The 20,516-nt window shown below is 71.5% G+C and carries 20 protein-coding genes; 11 read left to right on the top strand and 9 right to left on the bottom strand.

Translation table 11 applies throughout. From position 1 onward, the window contains the following. Nucleotides 1–12: 12 nt before the first annotated feature. On the bottom strand, nucleotides 13–1,167 hold the full coding sequence (locus tag CRP49_RS38630; protein ID WP_097258062.1) for a histidine kinase: 1,155 nt from the start codon (nucleotides 1,165–1,167) through the stop codon (nucleotides 13–15). A 235-nt stretch (nucleotides 1,168–1,402) separates the two neighbouring features. On the opposite strand from CRP49_RS38630, the gene CRP49_RS38625 reads away from it, so the two are divergent. Then, on the top strand, nucleotides 1,403–2,293 hold the full coding sequence (locus CRP49_RS38625) for an NmrA/HSCARG family protein (protein ID WP_097258061.1): 891 nt from the start codon (nucleotides 1,403–1,405) through the stop codon (nucleotides 2,291–2,293). A 44-nt stretch (nucleotides 2,294–2,337) separates the two neighbouring features. On the opposite strand, the gene CRP49_RS38620 is transcribed toward CRP49_RS38625, so the two are convergent. Beyond that, nucleotides 2,338–3,129 carry a ribonuclease BN gene (locus tag CRP49_RS38620; RefSeq protein WP_097258060.1) on the bottom strand — a complete coding sequence of 264 codons (792 nt, stop codon included), beginning with the start codon at nucleotides 3,127–3,129 and terminating at the stop codon, nucleotides 2,338–2,340. 84 nt (nucleotides 3,130–3,213) lie between these two features. After that, nucleotides 3,214–3,672 carry an Lrp/AsnC family transcriptional regulator gene (locus CRP49_RS38615; RefSeq protein ID WP_097258059.1) on the bottom strand — a complete coding sequence of 153 codons (459 nt, stop codon included), beginning with the start codon at nucleotides 3,670–3,672 and terminating at the stop codon, nucleotides 3,214–3,216. 62 nt (nucleotides 3,673–3,734) lie between these two features. Here CRP49_RS38615 and CRP49_RS38610 point away from each other — a divergent pair, with 62 nt between their 5' ends. Further along, on the top strand, nucleotides 3,735–4,484 hold the full coding sequence (locus CRP49_RS38610) for an AzlC family ABC transporter permease (protein ID WP_097258058.1): 750 nt from the start codon (nucleotides 3,735–3,737) through the stop codon (nucleotides 4,482–4,484). Further along, on the top strand, nucleotides 4,477–4,806 hold the full coding sequence (locus tag CRP49_RS38605; protein ID WP_097258057.1) for a branched-chain amino acid transporter permease: 330 nt from the start codon (nucleotides 4,477–4,479) through the stop codon (nucleotides 4,804–4,806). The genes CRP49_RS38610 and CRP49_RS38605 overlap by 8 nt, the downstream gene beginning before the upstream one ends. A 106-nt stretch (nucleotides 4,807–4,912) precedes the next feature. Here CRP49_RS38605 and CRP49_RS38600 read toward each other — a convergent pair whose 3' ends face one another. Next, a complete protein-coding gene (locus tag CRP49_RS38600) occupies nucleotides 4,913–5,404 on the bottom strand; it encodes a peptidylprolyl isomerase (protein WP_097258056.1) in 492 nt (163 codons plus the stop codon). A 125-nt stretch (nucleotides 5,405–5,529) separates the two neighbouring features. Here CRP49_RS38600 and CRP49_RS38595 point away from each other — a divergent pair, with 125 nt between their 5' ends. Then, nucleotides 5,530–6,396 carry a class I SAM-dependent methyltransferase gene (locus CRP49_RS38595; protein WP_097258055.1) on the top strand — a complete coding sequence of 289 codons (867 nt, stop codon included), beginning with the start codon at nucleotides 5,530–5,532 and terminating at the stop codon, nucleotides 6,394–6,396. A gap of 31 nt (nucleotides 6,397–6,427) precedes the next feature. Here CRP49_RS38595 and CRP49_RS38590 read toward each other — a convergent pair whose 3' ends face one another. The 3 genes from CRP49_RS38590 to CRP49_RS38580 form a co-directional block, all read right to left on the bottom strand. Beyond that, nucleotides 6,428–7,342: a serine hydrolase gene (locus CRP49_RS38590; RefSeq protein ID WP_097258054.1), complete on the bottom strand. Its 915-nt coding sequence runs from the start codon at nucleotides 7,340–7,342 to the stop codon at nucleotides 6,428–6,430. Nucleotides 7,343–7,378: 36 nt separating this feature from the next. Continuing rightward, on the bottom strand, nucleotides 7,379–8,179 hold the full coding sequence (locus tag CRP49_RS38585) for an SAM-dependent methyltransferase (RefSeq protein WP_097258053.1): 801 nt from the start codon (nucleotides 8,177–8,179) through the stop codon (nucleotides 7,379–7,381). Between the two features lie 63 nt (nucleotides 8,180–8,242). Further along, complete coding sequence (locus tag CRP49_RS38580) at nucleotides 8,243–10,378, bottom strand: SpoIIE family protein phosphatase (protein ID WP_097258052.1); 2,136 nt, start codon at nucleotides 10,376–10,378, stop codon at nucleotides 8,243–8,245. A gap of 219 nt (nucleotides 10,379–10,597) precedes the next feature. Here CRP49_RS38580 and CRP49_RS38575 point away from each other — a divergent pair, with 219 nt between their 5' ends. From CRP49_RS38575 to CRP49_RS38565, 3 genes are all read left to right on the top strand, one after another. Further along, nucleotides 10,598–11,581, top strand: a complete 984-nt coding sequence (locus CRP49_RS38575) for a hypothetical protein (protein WP_143670091.1) — start codon at nucleotides 10,598–10,600, stop codon at nucleotides 11,579–11,581. Nucleotides 11,582–11,641: 60 nt separating this feature from the next. Beyond that, a complete protein-coding gene (locus CRP49_RS38570; protein WP_373560424.1) occupies nucleotides 11,642–12,859 on the top strand; it encodes an MFS transporter in 1,218 nt (405 codons plus the stop codon). 86 nt (nucleotides 12,860–12,945) lie between these two features. Then, complete coding sequence (locus CRP49_RS38565; RefSeq protein WP_097258049.1) at nucleotides 12,946–13,416, top strand: DUF6174 domain-containing protein; 471 nt, start codon at nucleotides 12,946–12,948, stop codon at nucleotides 13,414–13,416. An 18-nt stretch (nucleotides 13,417–13,434) separates the two neighbouring features. On the opposite strand, the gene CRP49_RS38560 is transcribed toward CRP49_RS38565, so the two are convergent. Beyond that, on the bottom strand, nucleotides 13,435–13,677 hold the full coding sequence (locus CRP49_RS38560; RefSeq protein WP_257033777.1) for a Smr/MutS family protein: 243 nt from the start codon (nucleotides 13,675–13,677) through the stop codon (nucleotides 13,435–13,437). 76 nt (nucleotides 13,678–13,753) lie between these two features. Here CRP49_RS38560 and CRP49_RS38555 point away from each other — a divergent pair, with 76 nt between their 5' ends. From CRP49_RS38555 to CRP49_RS38545, 3 genes are all read left to right on the top strand, one after another. Next, entirely contained in the window at nucleotides 13,754–14,578 is an 825-nt protein-coding gene (locus CRP49_RS38555) for a PaaX family transcriptional regulator C-terminal domain-containing protein (protein ID WP_257033776.1), read from the top strand. Nucleotides 14,579–14,744: 166 nt separating this feature from the next. Further along, complete coding sequence (locus tag CRP49_RS38550; protein ID WP_097258046.1) at nucleotides 14,745–16,109, top strand: alpha/beta hydrolase; 1,365 nt, start codon at nucleotides 14,745–14,747, stop codon at nucleotides 16,107–16,109. A gap of 163 nt (nucleotides 16,110–16,272) precedes the next feature. After that, complete coding sequence (locus tag CRP49_RS38545) at nucleotides 16,273–17,856, top strand: MFS transporter (RefSeq protein ID WP_097258045.1); 1,584 nt, start codon at nucleotides 16,273–16,275, stop codon at nucleotides 17,854–17,856. Here the strand turns inward: CRP49_RS38545 and CRP49_RS38540 are convergent. After that, on the bottom strand, nucleotides 17,851–19,374 hold the full coding sequence (locus CRP49_RS38540) for an NAD(P)/FAD-dependent oxidoreductase (protein WP_257033775.1): 1,524 nt from the start codon (nucleotides 19,372–19,374) through the stop codon (nucleotides 17,851–17,853). The genes CRP49_RS38545 and CRP49_RS38540 overlap by 6 nt on opposite strands. A 148-nt stretch (nucleotides 19,375–19,522) precedes the next feature. On the opposite strand from CRP49_RS38540, the gene CRP49_RS38535 reads away from it, so the two are divergent. Continuing rightward, nucleotides 19,523–20,494 (top strand): aromatic ring-hydroxylating dioxygenase subunit alpha, encoded by a 972-nt coding sequence (locus CRP49_RS38535; RefSeq protein WP_101375539.1) that lies wholly within the window; start codon nucleotides 19,523–19,525, stop codon nucleotides 20,492–20,494. Nucleotides 20,495–20,516: the final 22 nt, after the last annotated feature.

Below are 20,516 nucleotides of genomic sequence, written 5' to 3'. Positions count from 1 at the left end.
CGTCCGCGGCGATCACCACACGCACGGCAGCCGCACCTCGATCACGGTCGGCCCCCCGACCGGACTGGACACCTGCACGCTGCCGTCCAGCGCGGCGACCCGCCGGCGGACGCCCAGCAGGCCCGTGCCCTCGCTCTCGTCCGCCCCGCCCGTGCCGTCGTCCCGCACGACGGCACGCAGCCCGGAGCGCAGGCGTTCCAGCCGTACGGTCGCCCGTCGGCCACCGCCGTGCTTGGCGGCGTTGGTCAGCGCCTCGGCCACCGCGAAGTACGCGGCGGCCTCGACGGCGGCCGGGGGCCGCGGGCCCTCCTCCAGACCACCCGCGACCTCCACGGTCACCTCAAGCCCGCTGCTCGCCGCCAGGGCGCGTACGGCCCCGGCCAGGCCGCGGTCGGTGAGGATCGGCGGATGGATGCCGCGCACCACCTGGCGCAGCTCGGTGAGCGCCTCCTCGGCCTGGTCCTGTGCCTCGGCCAGCAGCCTGCGCGCCATCTGCGGATCGCGGTCGTACGCGCGCCGTGCCAGCCCGATCCGCATGGACAGCGCCACCAGGCGGGCCTGGGCGCCGTCGTGCAGATCGCGTTCGATGCGGCGCAGTTCGGCCTCGTGCGCCGAGATAGCGTCGGCACGGGTCGCGGCCAGCTCCTCGACGCGGGCGGCGAGCAGCGCCTGGGGCGAGGGCCGCAACAGGGCCGTCGACCAGGCGGCCTCCAGGTCGGCGAGCCGAGTGATCAGAGGCAGTACGACCGGAGCGCGGCGCAGCAGCCCGCACCACACCCCGTCGACGACCAGACCCAGCGGCCACAGCGGCAGCGCAAGGAAGACCAGTGCGCCGTAGACGTACGAGGCGACCATCCAGCGCAGGTCGATACGGGTACCGGGATCAAGGACCGCGGTGCGCAGGCGTTGACGCAGCGGACCGGTGAGGGTCTGGTACGCCTCCGGGATCCGCCGTCCCGTCCAGGCGGCGGTCATGTGCCGCTTGGCCCCGGCGATCCGACGGATCAGCATCACCGTCTCGGGCAGCATCCAGGCCCCGACCACGGCGAGCGTGGCGACGGCCGTGATGAGCAGCACGGTGATGAAGAGATACAGACCGAAGACCAGGACCGCGGCAAGGACCAGGTGAACCGTGGCACGCCCGGCCTGCCGCAACGCTCTACCCATACGGCAACGCTAGGCGATCCGACGCGAACGACCGGGGAAGCGGACTCCACCTTCGGGGTGCAGCCCGCTACACCGTCGCCTCGATCACGCTCAGGTCCGAGGGTGATCCACCTCACACCCGAATGCCTGCGCGACGCAGCGAAGATGTGGGCTACTCTCCTTCGTGACGCAACCAATGCGTCACGCAGAGAAGTCCGGAATGTTTCTGCCTCCATCCACCCCTCAAGGAGCCCACATGCTCACCATCGCCGTCACCGGTGCGACCGGCGCCCAGGGCGGGGCCACCGCCCGCGCCCTGCTGGTCGCCGGACACCGGGTCCGTGCGCTCACCCGCACCCCCGCCGCACCGGCGGCCGAGGCCCTGCGCGGGCTCGGTGCGGACGTCCGGTACGCCGACTTCGACGACCGCACCTCCCTGGACGCCGCCCTCGCCGGCGCCGACTCCCTCTTCGCGGTGACGACCCCGTTCGGCACGGACACCGCCACCGAGGTCCGCCAGGGCAGGACCCTGCTGGACGCGGCGGCGGCCGCCCGGGTCGGCCACATCGTGTTCACGTCGGCGGCGCACGCCGACCGCGGCACGGGCATCCCGCACTACGACAGCAAGGCCGAGATCGAGCGGCACCTGCGGGCGACGGGCGTCCCCTGGACGGTCATCGCCCCCGCGGCCTTCATGGACAACTTCGCCTCCGGCTGGACCCTGGAAGGCCTGCGCGAGAACACCTTCGCCTGGCCCATGCCGGCCGACCGCGCCCTGACGCTCATCCCCGCCGAAGACATCGGCGCGTTCGCGGCCCTGGTCCTGCGGCGCCGGTCCGACTTCACCGGCCGCCGTATCGACATCGCGTCGGACGAACTCACCGCCGCCCAGATCGCCGCAGCCCTGTCCGCCGCCACCGGCCGTCCGGTCACGCACCGCGAGGTGCCCCTGTCCTACGTCCGCACCCACTCGCACGACCTCGCGGCGATGTTCTCCTACTTCACCTCCACCGGCCTCGACGTCGACGTCACCGGCCTGCGCCGTGCCCACCCCGAGGTCGGCTGGCACACCTTCGCAGACTGGGCCGCCGCCCAGGACTGGCCCGCCCTGCTCACCCCGAATCCGAAGGAACCCGCCCTGTCGTGAAGCCCATCGGCTACTGGCTCAACCGCACCGACCAGTCCCGCCGCTCACTCCTCGTGGGTGGGCATCCAGTGGTGCTCGACGAACCAGCGGCCGAACAGCGCACCCCCGTACACGACGAACCCGACGCCGATCAGCCACGACTCGACGATCAGCACGGTCCCGACCGCACCGTAGTTCAGTGCGTTGGTGACGATGAGCGGGGTGAAGACGAGGAACGAGAAGGCCCTGAGGCCGACCAGGCCGAGGACCGTGGCGATCGCGCCCGGCAGCAGGGTGCGCCAGTGGACCTGGCCCCCCAGCAGGAAGCGCTGGCCCCACCAGAAGAACAGCACCGTGCTGATCACGGACAGCGAGATCCGCTGCATCCCGTGCAGCGCCGTCCGCGTCTGCACCTCCTGGTAGAGGTAGGCGGTCAGTACCACCAGCCAGGTCGCCTGCCGCCAGACCCGGTGCCAGGGCCCGGCCGAGAGGCCCCAGATCCGCTCGTACCCGTTCTGCACGCTGCCAGCGAAGGAGATACCGAACACCGCGAGCAGGATCAGGCTCAGCACACTGGTGGTGCCGATGACCTTGCGCGGCGGACTGATGATGCTGGTGAGCGCCTGGGCGGACTGTCCCGACAGGCCCATGCCGTCGGTGAGCCAGGAGGCGAAGCCTCCCCGCACCAGCGGATCGGCCGCGGCGACCACGATCAGCAGCGGAGCCAGCGTCACGAGGGCGAGCGTGGCGAACCCCATGGCCCGGTGCATCAGCTCCAGTTCGCGGCCGTTGCGGAGCAGGGCGCGCAGACGGAGCCACTCCCACGCGCGGTGGAGGCCGCGCCGCCACTGCCTCACGGGTTCCTCCCGTGCGATGAGTCTCTGGTGACATGATCGGACGAAAGCCGCGGAACCGCCCGGCCGGACATGCCGAAGATGGTGTCAAGGGCCCGACTTGATCGTCTTCATCGTCAGGTGGGAGTCGATGCGCAGGACGCAGGACAGTGCGCTGAGCCGCTCGGTGAGGAAGGACTCGTAGGCGGCGTGGTCGGCGACGGCGACCCGGACGAAGTAGTCGGGGCGGCCGTACATGCGCCGGAACTCGATCACCTCGTCGTACGACGCCACCGTGTCCTCGAACTCCAGGAAGGTCGTACGGTCGTTGGCGCTGACCTCGACGTCGATGAGGACCTCGAGGCCGCGGCCCAGGGCCTGGGGGTCCACGACGGCCCGGTACCCGGCGATCACACCCGCCTCCTCCAGCCGCTTGACCCGGCGCAGGCACGGTGGCGGGGTCAGTCCCACCCGCTGGGCCAGCTCGACGTTGGTCAGCCGGCCGTCCTGGCGCAGGTGGAACAGAATGTCTCGATCGATGGCGTCGAGTTTCACTTCATTGCGCATACGGCCAGCGTACGGAAACAATCGGCAATCATATGACGTGACATTTTTCCTAAAATGTCTTCATGCGAACATCCCCCGCCGTGCTCGACGGCCTGGCCTCGCCCGCGCCGGCCCCACCGCCCCGAACCCGCTCCGAGGCGCGGGCCGCGTTCGAGGACTCCGCCTCCGTGGGCCTCGGCTTCGTCCCGCTCGGCATCGCCTTCGGGGTGCTCGTCACCCACTCCGGAGTCGGCTGGTGGTGGGCGGGCCTGTCCAGCGCGCTGATCTACGGCGGGTCGTTCGAGTTCCTGCTGATCGGCATGGTCACCGCGGCCGCGCCGCTGGTCTCCGTCGCCGTGTCCGCGTTCCTGGTGAACCTACGGCACGTCTTCTACGCCCTGTCCTTCCCGCTGGACCGGGTGGAGGGGCGGCTCGGGAAGACGTACAGCACCTTCGCGCTGTGCGACGAGGCGTACGCCCTGACCGCCGGGCAGCAGGCCCGGTCCTGGTCGAGCCGGCGCATCCTCTGGCTGCAGCTCTTCATGCACCTGTACTGGGCCGGGGGCGCCGCCGCCGGAGCCCTGCTCGGCTCCCTCGTGCCGGACAGCGTCACCGGGCTGGACTTCGCGCTGACCGCCCTGTTCACCGTGTTGGCGCTGGACGCCGTCCGCGACCGGCGGGGCGATGTGCCCACCCCGCTGCTCGCCCTGGTCAGCGCCCTCGCCGCCCGGCTGCTGTTCCCCGGTCAGCTGCTGCCGGTCGCCTTCGCCCTGTTCACCGCCGGGCTCCTGGCCCGACACCTCACCACCCGCAGGAAGCCGAGCCATGCCTGACACGACCTACCTCGTCGCCGCGGTCCTGATATCCGCCGCGGTGACCTGGGCCCTGCGCGCCCTCCCCTTCGCCGCCCTCGCCCCGCTGCGGGCGAGCGGCACGGTCCGGTACCTGAGCACGCGCATGCCCGCCGGGATCATGGTGATCCTGGTCGTCTACTGCCTGCGCGACCTGCCGCTGACCCACGCCCGCGTGGCGGCGCCCCTGGCGGCCCTGACCGTCACCGTCGCCCTCCATCTGTGGCGCCGCAACGCCCTGTTGAGCATCCTCGGCGGCACCGCGGTCCATGTGACGCTGGCCAGCACGGTCTTCGCGCACTGACGGCCCGCCAACAGGCCGACGCCCGGTGAGACGGCCGGTCAGGAGAGGACCGACCGGCGTCATCACCGGGGCGTTCGCGTCACCCGCTGGTGGGGGAGCGTGTCGGTCAGACCGTGCCGCTCGCGGTGATCGTGACCTTCGCGCTGGTCGCGCCGCTGCGGCTGCCGACGCCCTCGATCTGGTCGACGAGCTTCTGACCCTCGACGACCTCACCGAAGACGACGTGCTTGCCGTCGAGCCAGTCGGTGACGATCGTGGTGATGAAGAACTGCGAGCCGTTGGTGTTCCGGCCGGCGTTCGCCATGCTCAGAAGGTACGGGCGGTCGTGCTTGAGGGTGAAGTTCTCGTCCGCGAACTTCTCGCCGTAGATGCTCTTGCCGCCGGTGCCGTCGCCCCGGGTGAAGTCGCCGCCCTGCAGCATGAACTGCGGGATGACCCGGTGGAACGAGGAACCGGCGTAGCCGAAGCCGTGCTCGCCGGTGGCCAGCTCGCGGAAGTTCTTGGCGGTCTTGGGAACCACGTCGTCGAAGAGCTTGAAGACGATCCGGCCGGCCGGCTCGTCGTTGATGCTGATGTCGAAGTACACGTTGTCACTCATGGCGATCAATTTATCGTCGACGAGTGTCGCGACGTGCAGAAGGGTCTCCTTGCGCGTCTGGTGTCGCTCCGCACCACGCCGACAAAGAGCGCGCCTCGTGGCCTTCTCGCGTGGAGAATCCTCCCGTGACGGGAGACTGGGTGTGGGACGAAACACTGTTCGCGGGGGCGGCCCCTTACTACGACCGGGGCAGGCTGCCGTACGCCCCCACTCTCGTGCCGGTGCTGGCCGACGTGCTCGGGCTCGACGGGACCGGGCGGCTCCTCGACGTGGGATGCGGCCCCGGCACCGTGGCGGTGCCCCTCGCGCCCCTGTTCGGCGAAGTCGTGGGCGTGGACCCCGACCCGGGCATGATCGGCGAAGCCGCCCGCCGGGCCGCCGCCGCGGAAGGGGCCGTGAAGTCCCGGTGGGTACGGATCCGGGCCGAGGATCTCCCGGCGGACCTCGGCACGTTCACCGTGGCGGTCTTCGCCCAGTCCTTCCACTGGATGGACCGCGACCTGGTGGCGGGCACCGTGCGCGGCATGCTCCGGCCCGGCGGGGCGCTGGTGCACCTCTCGGACCTGAAGGGCGAGCCGCTCGACGTCGAGGGACTGGCGTACCCCGGTGTGCCGCACGGGGCCATCGGTGAACTCGTCAAGCAGTACCTGGGGCCGGTCCGCCGCGCCGGGCGCGGAGTGCTGCCCGACGGGACACCCGGCGGCGAAGCGGCGATCATCGCGCGCGCCGGATTCCTGGGACCCGAGCGGCATGTCGTCCCCGGCGGGCAGGTGCTGGAACGCAGTGAGGACGACGTCGTCGCCTCGACCTTCTCGATGTCGTACTCGGCACCTGGCCTGTTCGGCCCACAACGCGACGCCTTCGAGACCGACCTGCGCCGCCTGCTGCGCTCCTCCTCCCCGACGGGCCGGTTCTGCGAACGGGGGCCCAGCACCGAGGTGTTCGTCTGGCGAAAGCCGCCCGTGCCTGCCGCGGCCGGAGCACGCGGCTGATCTGTCCGGGCCGGTCCTGCCCCAGCCGCCGTCAGCGGCCGAGCCGGCGCAGGTGCTCGACGCCCAGGCGGGCGACCGTACCCATCACGGAATCGGACTGTGGTGGCCGGGGACCGGGCCCGGTGGGCCTGGTGAACACCGCCACCGCGAAGCGGGAACCGTCGGGGAAGTGCACGACTCCGGCATCGTTGCTCACACACCCGGGAACCGTGCCCGACTTGGCGGCCACCCGTACCTCGTCACCGAATCCGGCGGCGATCTTCCGGGTCAGCCGCTGCTGTCCGAGGACGGACCGCACCGCCGCGCAGGCCTCAGCGGGCCCGGCCTCGTCCCGCCAGATCATCCTCAGCAAGGCGGCCATCTGCCCGGCCGTCGCGCTTGTGATGCGCCCGGGCCGCAGGGACGGAGCGGACAGCGCGCGCTCCCATATGCGCTCGGCATCCCGGGGTGAGCCCGCCTCGCGCATCGCACGGGTCATCTCCGCCCACCCGGCGAACCCCGTATCGCGGCCGATCGCGTCGAACTCCTCCTGGATCGTGCCCGCCAACCGGATCCGGTCCAGGCCCAACGCGGCCAGCCGGGCGTGGATCCGCGGTACCGACACCCGACGGATCAACACGTCGGTCGCGGTGTTGTCGCTGATCGTCACCATCATCCGGGCGAGATCGCGCAGCGAGACCTCGGCCTCGTCCTCGAAGATGCAGAAGCCCTGACCGCCCGGTGTGGCCTGCGACGGCGCGAGCCGGACGCGCTCGGCCAGGTCCAGCTCCCCCTCGGCGCCCCGGCAGAACAACTCCAAAGCCACCGCGATCTTGAACGTCGAGGCGGCGACCACCAACTCGTCGCCGCCCAGCACCACTTGGCCGGGACCGTCGATGTCCAGGACAGCCACACTGCCCTGGCACCCGGCCTCGGCGAACACCTGCGCAAGCCTGTCCTCGAACATCCGCCCACCGCCCCTGCTCGCCGAACTCCCTTGAGGTCACGCGGTCTTGCGGGCCACCCCTCCGTAGAAGCCGATCTCGCCGGACCGCGGCGGTGGCGGGGCGTCCGGGCGCCAGAACGGGACCTGGGCCAGGCCGGGCTCGACCAGTTCGAAACCGTCGAAGAACCGCTCGATCTCATCGCGGGACCGCAGGTTCAGTGTGGCGGTGGCCTTGCTGTAGACGGCCTGGGCGGCGCTGCGGTCGGCGAAGTCGTCGGTGGCGTGCGACAGCACCAGGAAGCTGCCGGCCGGAAGCGCCTCGCGCAGCGCGGCGACGACCTGCTCGGGCTTCTCCGCGTCGGTGAGGAAGTGGAGGACGGCGACCAGGAGGAGTGCGACCGGCCGGTCGAAGTCGATGGCCCGGCGGACCTCGGGGTGGTTCACGACGGCCTGAGGGTCGCGCACGTCGGCGAGTACGACACTGGTCGCGCCGGAGCTGCTGAGCAGCGCGTTGGCGTGCGCGGCCACGATCGGATCGTTGTCGACGTAGGCCACGCGGACGTCCGGTGCCGGCCCGTGGGCGATCTCGTGCACGTTGGGCGAGGTGGGCAGCCCGGTGCCGATGTCGAGGATCTGGCGTACCCCGCTGCCGACGACGTACCGGACGGCACGCTGCAGGAAGGCGCGGTTGGCCCGCAGGCCGATGCGCACCTCGGGCGCGGCGGCGGCGAGTTCGTCACCGGCCCGCCGGTCCACCTCGTAGTTGTCCTTGCCGCCCAGCAGGTAGTCGTAGATCCGCGCAGGGTGCGGCCTGCTGGTGTCGATCTCCCCGACGCTGAAGCCGCCGTCCTGTCCCACACCGCGCTCCTCTCGACGACCGCCACGGCCCCACCCGTGAACGGTTCACGACAGCTTCGCACATCAACTACCAGGAAGGCGCGGGTGGTTGTGCACCGCGCGCAGGAGCAGCACGGTGACGTCGTCCGTGTACTGACCGGTCGGCCAGGCGTGGTGGACGAGGCTGTCGGCGAGGTGGTCGAGGTCGGGGTCGTCCGTGTCCGCGAGGTGCTTGAGCAGGTCGGACGTGGTGTCCGCGGCGTCGCGTCCGGGCTTCTCCACCAGCCCGTCGGTGTAGAGGGCCAGGACGGCTCCGTCGAGCAGCGGGGCGGCGGTGACGGGGTAGTGGACATCCGCGCCGATGCCCAGGAGCGGGCCGGGCTCGACGTCCAGAATGCGCGCGCGGTGCTGAGCGTCGAGCAGGAGAGGCGGGACGTGACCGGCGCTGGCCAGGGTCAGTCGTCCGTGGGCCAGGTCCAGGTGCGCATAGAGGCAGGCGACGAGCAGGTCGGACTCCAGGTCCGCCAGCAGCCGATTGGTGCGGGAGAGGACCTCGTCCGGTGCCGCCCCGGCGCTCGCGTGGGCGTGAACGGCGGTGCGGACCTGTCCCATGAGGGTGGCGGCGGCGATGCTGTGGCCCTCCACGTCGCCGATGACCGCCGCGACCGTGCTGTCGTCCAGGCGGAGCAGGTCGTAGAAGTCCCCGCTGACATCGAGCCCGTGCCCGGCCGGCACATAGCGGGCGGCGACTTCGAGGCCGGGCAGGGTGGGCAGGGTGCGGGGCAGGAGGACCTGCTGGAGTTCATGGACGAGCCGGTGCTGGGAGTCGTAGAGGCGGGCGCGGTCGAGTGCCTGGGCGATGAGGGCGGCCAGCGACGTGAGGACGGCGCGCTCGTCGGCCGTGAAGGTGTGCGGACGGTCGTAGGACAGGATGCAGCAGCCCACCGGCCGGCCCGTGACGACGAGGGGCAGGAAGGCCCAGGCCTGTTTGCCGCTCATCCGGGGCGCCCGGGGGTGGTTGCGTGCCATGTCGTCCGGGCTGGCGAAGAAGGCGGGCACGCCGCTGGCCAGGACCTGACCGGCGGGGGTGAGGTCGCTGTCCAGGGGAAGGGCGTCGAGGCGCTCGATGACGTCGTCGGGGTAGCCGTGATGGCCGGTGATCTTCAGCCGGCCCGCGTCCGCCGCGGAGAGGACCATCCCCTGGGCTCCGAAGGCGGGGAGGATCTGGTCGACGATCAGGGCGGCCACGTCCCGTACGGTCACCGTCTCCGTGAGGGCCGCCGCGAGGTGGACCAACTGGTAGAGACGTCCGGTCGGCGCCGCCGCGGACCGCTGCGCGGCGGGCGCCGCCGTCTCCGCCGGCTGCTCGGTGTACGGGGTGATACGGACGCTGATACCGCTGGAGTCCGGATGGAGCCGGAAGGTCAGCCACTGGTCGGGCGGCCGGAGTGCGTCGAAGGAGAGCGGCGTACGGCTGACGACGGCTGTGCGGTACTGGTCCTCGTACGCGGGATCGTCCAGCCAGTGCAGCGCCTGCCAGGGCCGCGCGCCCAGCAGCTGCTCCGCGGGGCGCCCGAGGAGCCGGGCGGCGACGCCGCTGACGAAGGTGACGCGGCCCTCCAGGTCCAGGGCGACGGCACCTTCGGGCAGGCGTTCGAGGTAGTCGACCGCGGCCATTCCGGTCTGCGTGGGGTGGCGTACGGTTTCGAGCGGCCAGATGCGCGGTTGCTCAGGGAAGCCGGGTGGCCCCGGTGCGTCGTCCAGCAGACGGGCCAGCCGGTGTGCGCTGGTGAGGATGTGGCCGCGTTCGCGCGGGGAGGCCTCCTGCGGGTGGTCGCCGGACCACATGAGCACGATGCCACCCCAGCACCGTCGTACGCCGGTCAGCGGGACGGCCGCGAGCGCGAAACGATAGGGCAGCACGGCCGCGGTGATCGGATAGCGGCGGGACATCTCGACCTGGCTGCCGATCCACACCAGCCGGTCCTCACGGATCGCGTCGGCGACCGGGACGGGGGCGGTCAGGGGCAGGCGCCGCCAGGTCTGGGCGAACTCGACGGGAAGCCCGCACAGCGCCACCAGGCGCAGCATCGGCGCCGGCTCCTCGATCAGGTACAGGCCGCCGATCACGGCGCCGGTGCGGCGCACGACGTCGGTCAGACCCGTCCCGAGCGCGTCGTCCAGTGACCCGCCGCCATTCGGTAGATCACCGGGCCGCATCGTGCCCTCCGCTCGCCTCCGGGCGGCGCCACCGATCCGGGCGTCGACTGTCCGAGCATCGGCCGCGCGAACCATAGGTTGCCTTATCGGGACCATATGTCCGATCTGGATCACTGCCAAGGCGGGACGACCCGACCAAGATCAGACTGCCTGATATCGTCCAGCGTTCGAAGGCGGGACCCAGACCGTTCCCGCCGTCCGCATTCCAGGGGGGTTGCGTTGTCCACGTCCTTTTCCGGTCCGTCTCGTCGTCATCTGCTGACCGGGGGCGCCGGTTTGGCGCTCGCCGCGTCCGCCGGTTCCCTGGTCTTGCCCGCGCGCGCCGTCGCCGCCGAACCGGCGACCGCCGCGCTCTACCAGCTCAAGCCGCCGCACCTGCTGGAGGCCGAGACGCTGGTGGAGTACCTGCGGCTGCGCGCGAACCAGTGGGACCACAACCGGTACAACGTCGAGCAGACCAATGGCGAGAACCTCGGCAGAACCACGGTGACCTGGGGCCGTCCCGGGCACCCGGAGGAGTTCGAGAACCTCTCCCAGTGCGCCTCGTTCATGACGTCGCTGCTGCAGCGCTCCTACGGCGCCGACACCGCGTACGGCTGGGCCACCCCGGCCTACTTCAACCAGTACTTCCCGCCGAAGGACGGCCTGCCCCGCACCTCCTCGTTCCCGAACGCCGAGGATCTGCAGGCCGGATTCCTGAACGCCTCCAACGTGCCGCACATCGACCCGGTGACCAAGCCGGTGAACCTGCGCCCCGGCGACATCGTGGCCTGGGACTACGACCCCAACGCCAAGAGCACCCCGTACACCGGGCACACCGTGCTGATCCGCGCGTACCTCGGCACGTACGCCTCCTCCGTCGACAGCAAGCTGGGCATCACCGGGGTCGTCCCGCACCTCTTCCAGATCGTCGACTGCACCAACAGCCCGCACGGCGGCCCCGACCTCACCAGCCAGTCCAGCATCGACCGCTACCGTGCGTACCCCGACAGCCGCGCCGAGATCGCCGACGACAACAGCACCTACACCGAGCACAGCGGTGTGGGCTACGGGCACATGATCTTCTACGCTGACCCCGACACGTCCCTCTTCGTCGGATACCGCTGGAGCGTCAACTCCGGCTCGCCCCAGGCCGCGGTCGCACAGCCGGTCAAGGACAAGAAGCAGATCGCGGCGGGCCGCGTCAACGCCTTCCTGGTGTAGCCGGCGCAGCACGGCGTTGCGAGGCGCATCGTGCCCGACAGCCGGTGCCTATGGTGGGCTGTGATCAGCAGCGACGCAGAGCCACCTCGACGGGGTGGAGGACGCCCGGGGTACAAGTCCGCAGCGGGCGTCTTCGCCGTCGGCATGATGGGCACCACCCTGCCCACACCGCTGTACGGGTTGTACCGGGAGCAGATCGGGTTCTCCGAACTGATCGTGACGGTGGTGTTCGCCGTCTACGCGGTAGGCGTCATCGCCGCCCTGCTGATCGCCGGCGGCTTCTCCGACGTGCTGGGACGACGGCCGGTGCTGCTGGCCGCGCTCGGCCTCGCCGCCCTCAGCGCAGTGTGCTTCCTGTCCGAGCGCGGACTGCCGCTGCTGTACACGGGCCGGGTGCTGTCGGGCTTCTCGGCCGGTCTGCTGAGCGGCACGGGCACCGCGGCCGTGCTCGAACTGGCGCCGCCCGACCGACGCGGCCGTGCCGGACTGGCGGCGACCGCGGCCAACATGGGTGGTCTCGGACTCGGCCCGCTCCTGTCCGGCTTACTCGCCGAGTACGCCCCTTGGCCGCTCAAGCTCCCGTTCGTCGCCCATCTGGCCCTCCTGGCCATCGCCATGGTGGTCGTCTGTCTGCTGCCCGAGACCGTGCGCCGCAGCGTTCCGCGGCCGTCGCTGCGACCTCAGGGCATGACGGTTCCGCCGGAGGTGCGCGGGGTGTTCGCACCGTGCGCCCTCGCCGCCTTCGCGGGCTTCTCCATGCTCGGCCTGTTCACGGCCGTCGCCCCGGCCTTTCTCACGGAGACCCTGGGGGTGCACAACCTGGCGGTCACCGGTGCCGTCGCCTTCTGTGTGTTCTGCGCCTCGACCGGCGGTCAGCTGCTCATGGGACCGGTCGGCGCGCGCCGATCCCTGCCCTGGGGCTGTACGGTGCTCGTCGCCGGCCTCCTGCTCATCGCGGCCTCGCTGTTCCTGGAGTCCTTCCCGGTGCTGCTGGCCGGGGCGGTGACCGGTGGCGTGGGGCAGGGGATGGCGTTCCGCGCCGGACTGACCGAGGTGAGCACCGCGGCGCCCCCGGCGCACCAAGGCGCCACCATCTCGGCGTTCTTCGTCGTCGCATACGTGGGGATCTCGTTGCCGGTCGTCGGAGTGGGAGCCATGACGGTGGCGCTGGGGCTGCGCGGGGCCGGTCTGGTGTTCACGGGGTGCGCGGTCCTGCTGGTGACGGCAGTGGGCATCCACGTGCGACGGAACCTGTCCCCGGCCACCGTCCGGCGATGAACCGAGGCTCATCACCCGTGGGGTGAACGTCCCGCGGCCCTCCGGCGTCGAAGGAGAAACAGCCCGCGTTGGTGAAAGGCCCGCACATGAGATCCGTCCGTCTGGTCCCCCGGTCCGCGCTGCCACGCCTCGTACTGATCGCGGGGCTCGTCTGGGCAACCGCCGCGTGCCAGGAGGAGGCCGAGTCCGGCAGAGCGGCGCAGGCGGAGAGCACCGCCTGGAAGGAGCCGTCGGCGTACACGTACACCCTGAAGTCGACCGGGGGAGAGCGGCTCCTGACCGGCACTTTCCGGGTGACCGTGCGGGAGGGGAAGGCGGTGCGTGTGGTGGGGCTGGACGAGGAGAGCCGCGATGTGGTGCGGCGGTCGCCGGGGGCGGTGCCCACCATCGGTGGACTGCTGAAGGAGCTGAAACAGGCCCGTCGCGACGGCGCGGACACGGCGGAGGCGGAGTACTCGACCACCGGGTATCCACGCAGCATCACCCTGGACTGGTCGGCGAACGCCGTGGACGACGAAGCCCAGTACGTGATCAGTGATTACGTCGCCGCGCACTAGCCCTGCGACGCCGTGCGCTCACTCGAAGTAGACGAGGATGCGGCCGGTGTTCCCGGAGTCGACCTCCCGGCGCACGTACAGCTTCCTGATGTGCTTCTGGTCGAGGAACGCGAGGACGCGCGCCCTGAGCTGCCCTGATCCCTTGCCCGGAATGATCTCCGCGACCGGCTCGCCCGCGTTGTTGGCCTTGAAGACGAACTGCCGCAGCGCCAGTTCGATGTCGCGGTTGTTGCGGAAGAGGGGATGGAGATCGAGGGACATCATGGGGGGTCTCCTCCTGGTGTGTGCGTGCCGATGCGGCAGTCTCGCACCGCGGAGGCCGTCGTACCGTAGCCCCGTGTCCACAGCATCCCTCCGCCCGCAGTCCCTGGTGCTCACCTTCCTCGGTGACCATGTCCTGGACCAGGACGTCTGTGTCTACTCCGGCAGTCTGATCGACGTCTTCGGGCGGGTCGGGGTAGGGGAGCAGGCCACCCGGTCCACGCTCACCCGCATGGTGAACCGTGGTCTGCTGCGCAGGCAGCGGGAGGGCCGGCGCACCTACTTCGGGCTCACCGACCGCTCCGAGGCGATCCTGCGGGACGGGCAGCGGCGGATCTGGAAGACGGGCGCGGTCAACAGTGAGTGGGACGGCACCTGGACCCTGCTCGGCTTCTCGCTCCCGGACTCCTGGCAGCGCCAGCGCCACGACCTGCGCTCACAGCTGACCTGGAGCGGCTTCGGGGCCCTGTTCAGCGGGCTGTGGATCGCGCCCGGCGAGGTCGACGTCTCCGGCATCGTCGCCGAACTCGGCCTGGCCGCGCACGTGAAGGTGTTCCGGGCGCGCGCGGAGACCGGCATGGACATCGCCGAGATGATCCACGACACCTGGGACCTCGACGAACTGGCCGCCCGCTACCGGGCGTTCGAGACCGACTGGCGGCCGCTCACGGACGACGCCGGAAACCGCCCGGCGGAGGAGGCCCTCGCCCTGGGGCTGCGGATGACCTGCGAGTGGCTGCAGGTGATCCGCCGAGACCCCCGGCTGCCCGGCCGCCACCTGCCCGACACCTGGCCGGCGGCCAGCGCCGAGAAGACCTTCCGCATGGTCCACGCCCTGCTGGAACCCGCGGCGCGCGACGCCGCTCGCCGGATCATCGACACGATCCCAGCCGCTTCCTGACCCTCGGCGGCACCGGGCGGGCCCCTCGCACCAGCCAATGTTGTGCATTCCATTGACGCCCGCAAGAAAACAGCCCTACATTCCCTGGCGTTCCCCCTACCTTCAGTGCACTGAGCATCGGCCACCACACGCTCCCGCCCCCCATCACCCCTCAGGAGCCACCGCCATGCGTAACCGACTCCGCCTCTCCCTCGTCGCCCTGGCCACGGCCGCGGTCACGGCCCTCACCACCGGCCCTGCCCCGGCCGCTGCGACGGACACCGGCCACCTCACCGGCACCCTCGCCGACGGAGCGACCTGGATCGCCGACGTCCCGGCCGACTGGAACGGCACGCTGCTGCTGTTCAGCCACGGCTTCGGCCCGCTCGTCGCCCGGGACGCGCCCACCGACGCCGTACGCACCGAACTGCTGCGGGAGGGGTACGCGCTGGCCAGCTCCTCCTACGACCCGAACGGCTCGATGTGGGCCCTGAACAGCGCGGAACGGGACCAGTTCGCCACTCTCGACGCCGTCACCGCGCGCATCGGCGCCCCGCGCCGCACCCTCGCCGTCGGCACCTCCATGGGCGGGCTCGTCAACGCCAGGATCGCCCGCGACGGCACCGGCCGCATCGACGGCGCGCTCGGCCTGTGCGGGCTCGTGGCCGGCGGCACCGACCTCGACAACTACCAGCTCGACGCCGAATACACCCTCGCCCGGCTGCTGCTGCCCGAGCAGCAGGTCAAACTCGTCCGGTTCACCTCGGCCGACGAGGCCGCCGGCACGGCGCAGCAGCTCACCGCGGCCGTCACCGCGGCCCAGTCGACCCCGCAGGGCCGCGCCCGTATCGCGCTGGCCGCGGCCTTCCTCAACCTGCCGACCTGGGCCCCGGGCCGCACCGCCCCCGCGCCGAGCGACTGGGCCGGACAGCAGGAGCAGCAGTACGCCTGGTTCGCGAACGGCATCCTCTCCTTCGTCGAGGGCGGCCGGTACGCCGTGGAGCAGTCCGTCGGCGGCAACAACTCCTGGAACCAGGGCGTCGACTACGCGCGCCTGCTCGCCGGATCGGCGCACGCCCCGCAGGTCCGCGCGCTGTACCGGGCGGCCGGGCTCGACCTGGACGCCGACCTCGACGCCCTCACCACGGGCGCCTCGGTCACCGCCGACCCGGCCGCCGTGCGCACCGCGGCACGCACCTCCACGGCCGACCCCGGGCCCGCCGTACCGCTGCTGGACGTGCACACCACCGCCGACAACCTCGTCCCCGTCGAGCAGGAGCGCCGGTTCGCCGACCGCGTCCGCGCCGCCGGCCGCGGGTCGCTGCTCCGCCAGGCCTACGTCGAGCGCCAGGGCCACTGCACCTTCACCACCGCCGAGACGGTAGCCGCCCTCCACGCCCTCGAACACCGCGTCACCACCGGCAGCTGGGCCGCCGCCACTCCGGCCGCCCTGCAGCGATCGGCCACGGCGAGCGGCCTGGACGGAGCGGCCTATGTGCCGTACCGCCCCGCCCGCCTGACAGTGGGCCGCGACCGTCCCGACCACGGCTGACGGCCTATATCCGTACAGCCCCGCCCGCCTGACGGTGGGCCGCGACCGCCCGGACCACGCCTGACGGCCTACGCGCCCCCTCGCCCGGACCACGCCTGACGGCCTGCAAGCCCCCTCGCCCCGACCCGCCCACCCCTGCACCTCCCTCACGTTGGGACCTCCGATGCCTCGAACCCCAGACCCTGCGCCGTCCCGCGCCTCCCTCCCCGTCGGCACCCTCGTCGCAGGCTGTCTCGCCGTCTGCCTGGCGCAGATCGGCCTCGCCATGCCGGCCACCCTCAACGGTCTGTTCCAGGAACACCTGCACCCCGTCGGCTCCCAACTCACCTGGATATCGGACGCGTTCCTGCTGCCCGTGGCGGTCCTGGAGCTGAGCTTCGGTGTCCTCGGCGACCTCTTCGGCCGCCGGCGGCTGCTCATCGGCGGAGCGTTGCTGCTGTGCGCGGGCGAGGTCGTCGCCGCCACCGCGTCCGGCATCCACCAGCTGTGGGCGGGACAGGCGCTGGCCGGACTGGGCGCGGCGGCGCTGTTCCCGACCTCGCTCGCGATGATCGCGGCCGGGACCCCGTCCGGTGCCCATCGGGCCCGGGCCATCGCCGTCTGGGCGTCCAGCCTGTCCGCCGGCGGCTTCCTCGCCCCGCTGCTCGGTGGCATCACCGGCACCTACGGCTCCTGGCGGTCGGCGTTCGTCGTGGTCGCCGTACTCGCCGCCGCGAGCGCGCTCGTCAGCCTGCTCGCAGCCGCCGACTCCCGTGCGCCGGAAGGGCGTTCACTCGACGTCGCCGGTCAGGTCACCATCGGCATCGGCCTGTTCGCGCTCCTCTACGCCGTCATCCAGGGACCGACGGACGGCTGGGGATCCACGCCGGTGGTCGTCGCCTTCGTACTCGCCGCCGTCTTCCTCGCCCTGTTCGTCGCCGCCGAACTGCGCGTCCGCTCGCCGCTGTTGCGCCTGGACCTCTTCCGCAACCGGTCCTTCGCCATCGCCGCGGTCGTCGCCGTCGTCGGCATGTTCAGCTTCCTGGGCACGGCCTACGCGGCCAGCATCCGGCTCGGCCCGATCCAGCACCAGAGCCCGCTGCGGACGGCGTTCGCGTTCCTGCTGCTCAACGGGCTCACCCCGTTCCTCACCCCGCTGACCTCCAGACTGCTGCACCGCCTGCACGCGCGCGTGCCGCTCACCATCGGCCTGGCCCTGATCGCAGCGGGCGACTTCCTCGCCGCCACCCTGGACGTCGACGACCGGGCGCTGACCTCCCTGATCCTGCCGCTCGGCCTGGTCGGCGTCGGATTCGCCCTCACGGTGTCCTCGATCACCGCGACCGCCGTCAACACGGTTCCGGTCCACCTGGCGGGCATGGCCAGCGGCGCCACCAACCTGCTGCGTGACTTCGGCTTCACCCTCGGCCCCGCCGTCATCGGCGCCGTGGCACTCGGCCAGGCGGCCACTCGGGTGTCGACGTCCCTGGCCACGGCACCCGGCCTGAGCACGGAGTCACGGGGCGCGGCACACGAGGTGCTGAAGGAGGGCGGCCCGCTCGCGCTCAACTCCGTACCCGCCGACTCCGCACCCGGAGCGGCCCGCGCCTACGCCCTCGACGCCCTCGGCCACGGCTACGCCATCGGATTCGTGGTGTGCGGCTGCGCCGCCCTGTTCTCCGCGCTGCTGGTCGTCACGGCGCTGAGGGGGGAGGGCGCGACCAGGGCCGTGCAGCAGCCGGAGGTGAAACACCCTGCGTTGTCATGATCGAACCGACGACGCGTGCGTGGCCCGGCAGGCCTGGGCCGGCAGCGGCAGCGTCCAGGTGTAGGCGTCCGGGGTGAAGGCGTGCAGACGCTTGACGAGCCGGGCGGTCGACCAGGGCCAGCAGAAGGTGTTGACGCCCGGGCGGCCGAAGTAGTAGCTGGTGCCCGCGGTGTTGTAGACGGTGGTGCGCAGCGCCTCGTGCAGGGCCTGCTGGTGGGCTTCCTCGACCTCGGGCCTGACGTCCAGCGCGGCGCATCCGCTGGTGCGCAGGTGCGTGAGGGCGGTGGTGACGTACCGGAGTTGGGCTTCGAGGACGGTGGGGACCGCGGTGGTGCCGGTCAGCAGGTTCGGGCCGATGAGCAGGAAGAGGTTGGGGTATCCGCTGACGCTGGTGCCCAGGTAGGCGCGGCGGCTGTCGGCCCAGGTCCGGGCCAGCGTGGTGCCGCCCGCGCCGTGCAGGCGGTCGGCCAGGGGGATCTCGCCGATGTGATAGCCGGTGGCGAGGACGATGATGTCGGCGCGGGTGCGGGTCCCGTCGGCGCCGATGACGTCGGAGCCCTCCACGGCGGCCACACGGGTGGGATGCAGCCGCACGTTGGGCCGGGTGAGGGCGGGGTAGTAGGTGCCGGACGTGATCAGGCGCCGGCCACCGAGGCGGTGGGTCGGAGTGAGGGCCTGGCGCAGGGCACGGTCCGGGATGGAGGTGCGCAGGTGGAGGCGGGCCAGGGACTCCAGCGGCCGTAGCAGGCGGGGGTGGCGCAGGGGGACGCCGATGGCCTCCTGGGTCCAGTGGTGCAGGCCGCGCAGTGCGCGGCGGGCTGCCGGGTGGTGTCCGAGGAAACGGCGGAGGCCCGGAGAGAGGGGATAGTCGGGTTTGGGGAGCACCCACTGCGGTGTGCTCTGGAAGACGTCGACGTGAGCCGCCTTCGGCTGGATCTCCGGCAGGAACTGCACGGTGGACGCTCCCGTACCCACCACCGCGACACGGCGCCCGGTCAGGTCGGCTTCGTGGTCCCAGCGGGCGGAGTGGAAGGCGGTGCCGGGGAAGGTGTCGAGGCCGGGGATGTCGGGACAACGGGGCTGGTGCCAGGGGCCGGTGGCGACGATCACGGCACGGGCCGTGTACGTGCCCGACGTGGTCCGCAGCTCCCAGCGGTGCGCGTCCGGGTCCCAGCGGCTGCTCAGCACCTCGGTGTCGTAACGGATCGCCTCGTCCACGCCGTGCGTCGCCGCCGTGGTCTCGAGGTAGTCGAGGATCTCGGACCGTCCGGCGAAGCACCGGCTCCAGGCGTGCGGGGCGAACGAGTACTCGTACAGCATCGACGGCACATCGCATCCGCATCCGGGATAGGTGTTGTCGCGCCAAGTCCCGCCGAGACGGCCGGACTTCTCCAGTGCCACGATGTCCTCGATGCCGGCCCGACGCAGTGCGACCAAGGCCGCCACTCCGGAGAGCCCTGCCCCGATGACGACGACCTCCACGTCCTGACGTCCACTGTCGCTACGTTCCCCGGTCACGGGCGCTCCCCCCAATTGATCACTCAGAGTGACTGATCGTAAGCGCTATCGGCGTTCGGGTAGGTAGACATGACCGTAGCTACCTCATACGAGTGACCCAGCCGGATATGTGATCTTCGATGTCGTTTCCCGTGTTTGGCTGCCCGTCATGACGATGAGGGACGAACTGCCCTACCCCAGCGGCTGGTTCTACTTGGCGCGCGCACGTGAACTCGCCCCCGGCAGTGTCCTGACCCGCCGTTTCATGGACGAGGACGTCGTGCTCTACCGCACCCGCGACGGCCGGCTCCGCGCGGTGCGCCCCTACTGTCCGCACCTCGGCGCTCATCTCGGGGCGGGCGGCACCGTGCGGGGCGAGAACCTGGTCTGCCCCTTCCACCGCTTCGCCTTCGCCCCCGACGGCACCTGCGTCGGCACGCCCGACGGCCCGCCACCGCGCACCCGCCTGGAGCACCACACCCTCAGTGAGCACAACGGCTTCGTCTTCGCCTGGTACGAGCCGGAGGGCGCCCCACCCGCCTGGGAAGTCCCCGAGACCGCCCAGGCCGGAGTCGTTCCGACGGCCGCCTGGAGCACAGAGGTGCACACCCATCCCCAGGAGATCATCGAGAACACGCTCGACTACCGGCATCTCCCCGTCCTGCACCAGGTGACCGTGCAGGAACTCGACCCTCCGACGGCCCAAGGCCCCCTCCTGGGCATGCGACTGCGCCTCGGCCCGGACCGGCCGCCCGCCCTCAGGCACCGGATCCGCGCCGACCACACGTTCCTGATGGCCGGGCTGGGATACCTCCGAGTCGAACTGCCCCTGCCCTCGCTCGGGCTCGTCAGCTATCTGTGGGCCATGCACACACCGACCGGGCCCCGGCGCACCCGCATGCTGGTCGCGACAGCCTGTGCGGACCTCCGCAGACCGGACGCCACCGGAGCGTCTCTCCCACGGCACGGCCTGCACCGGGCCTTCGCGCGGGCGATGCTGAGGACCGCGGTCGGCAAGGTCCGCCAGGACCTGAGGATCTGGAACACCAAACGCTACGAGCCGCGCCCCCGCCTGGCCGCGAACGACGAGGGCATCGGCCTCTTCCGCCACTGGGCCCGCCAGTTCTACCCGTCAGCCTGAGGAGCCTCTTCGCGCGGCTTTC

Origin of the sequence: Streptomyces sp. Ag109_G2-15 (genome assembly GCF_900215565.1) — a bacterium.
Taxonomy (GTDB): domain Bacteria; phylum Actinomycetota; class Actinomycetes; order Streptomycetales; family Streptomycetaceae; genus Streptomyces; species Streptomyces diastatochromogenes.
The sequence above is the reverse complement of the archived record's forward strand: the minus strand, read 5'-3'. Positions and strand labels throughout refer to the sequence as shown.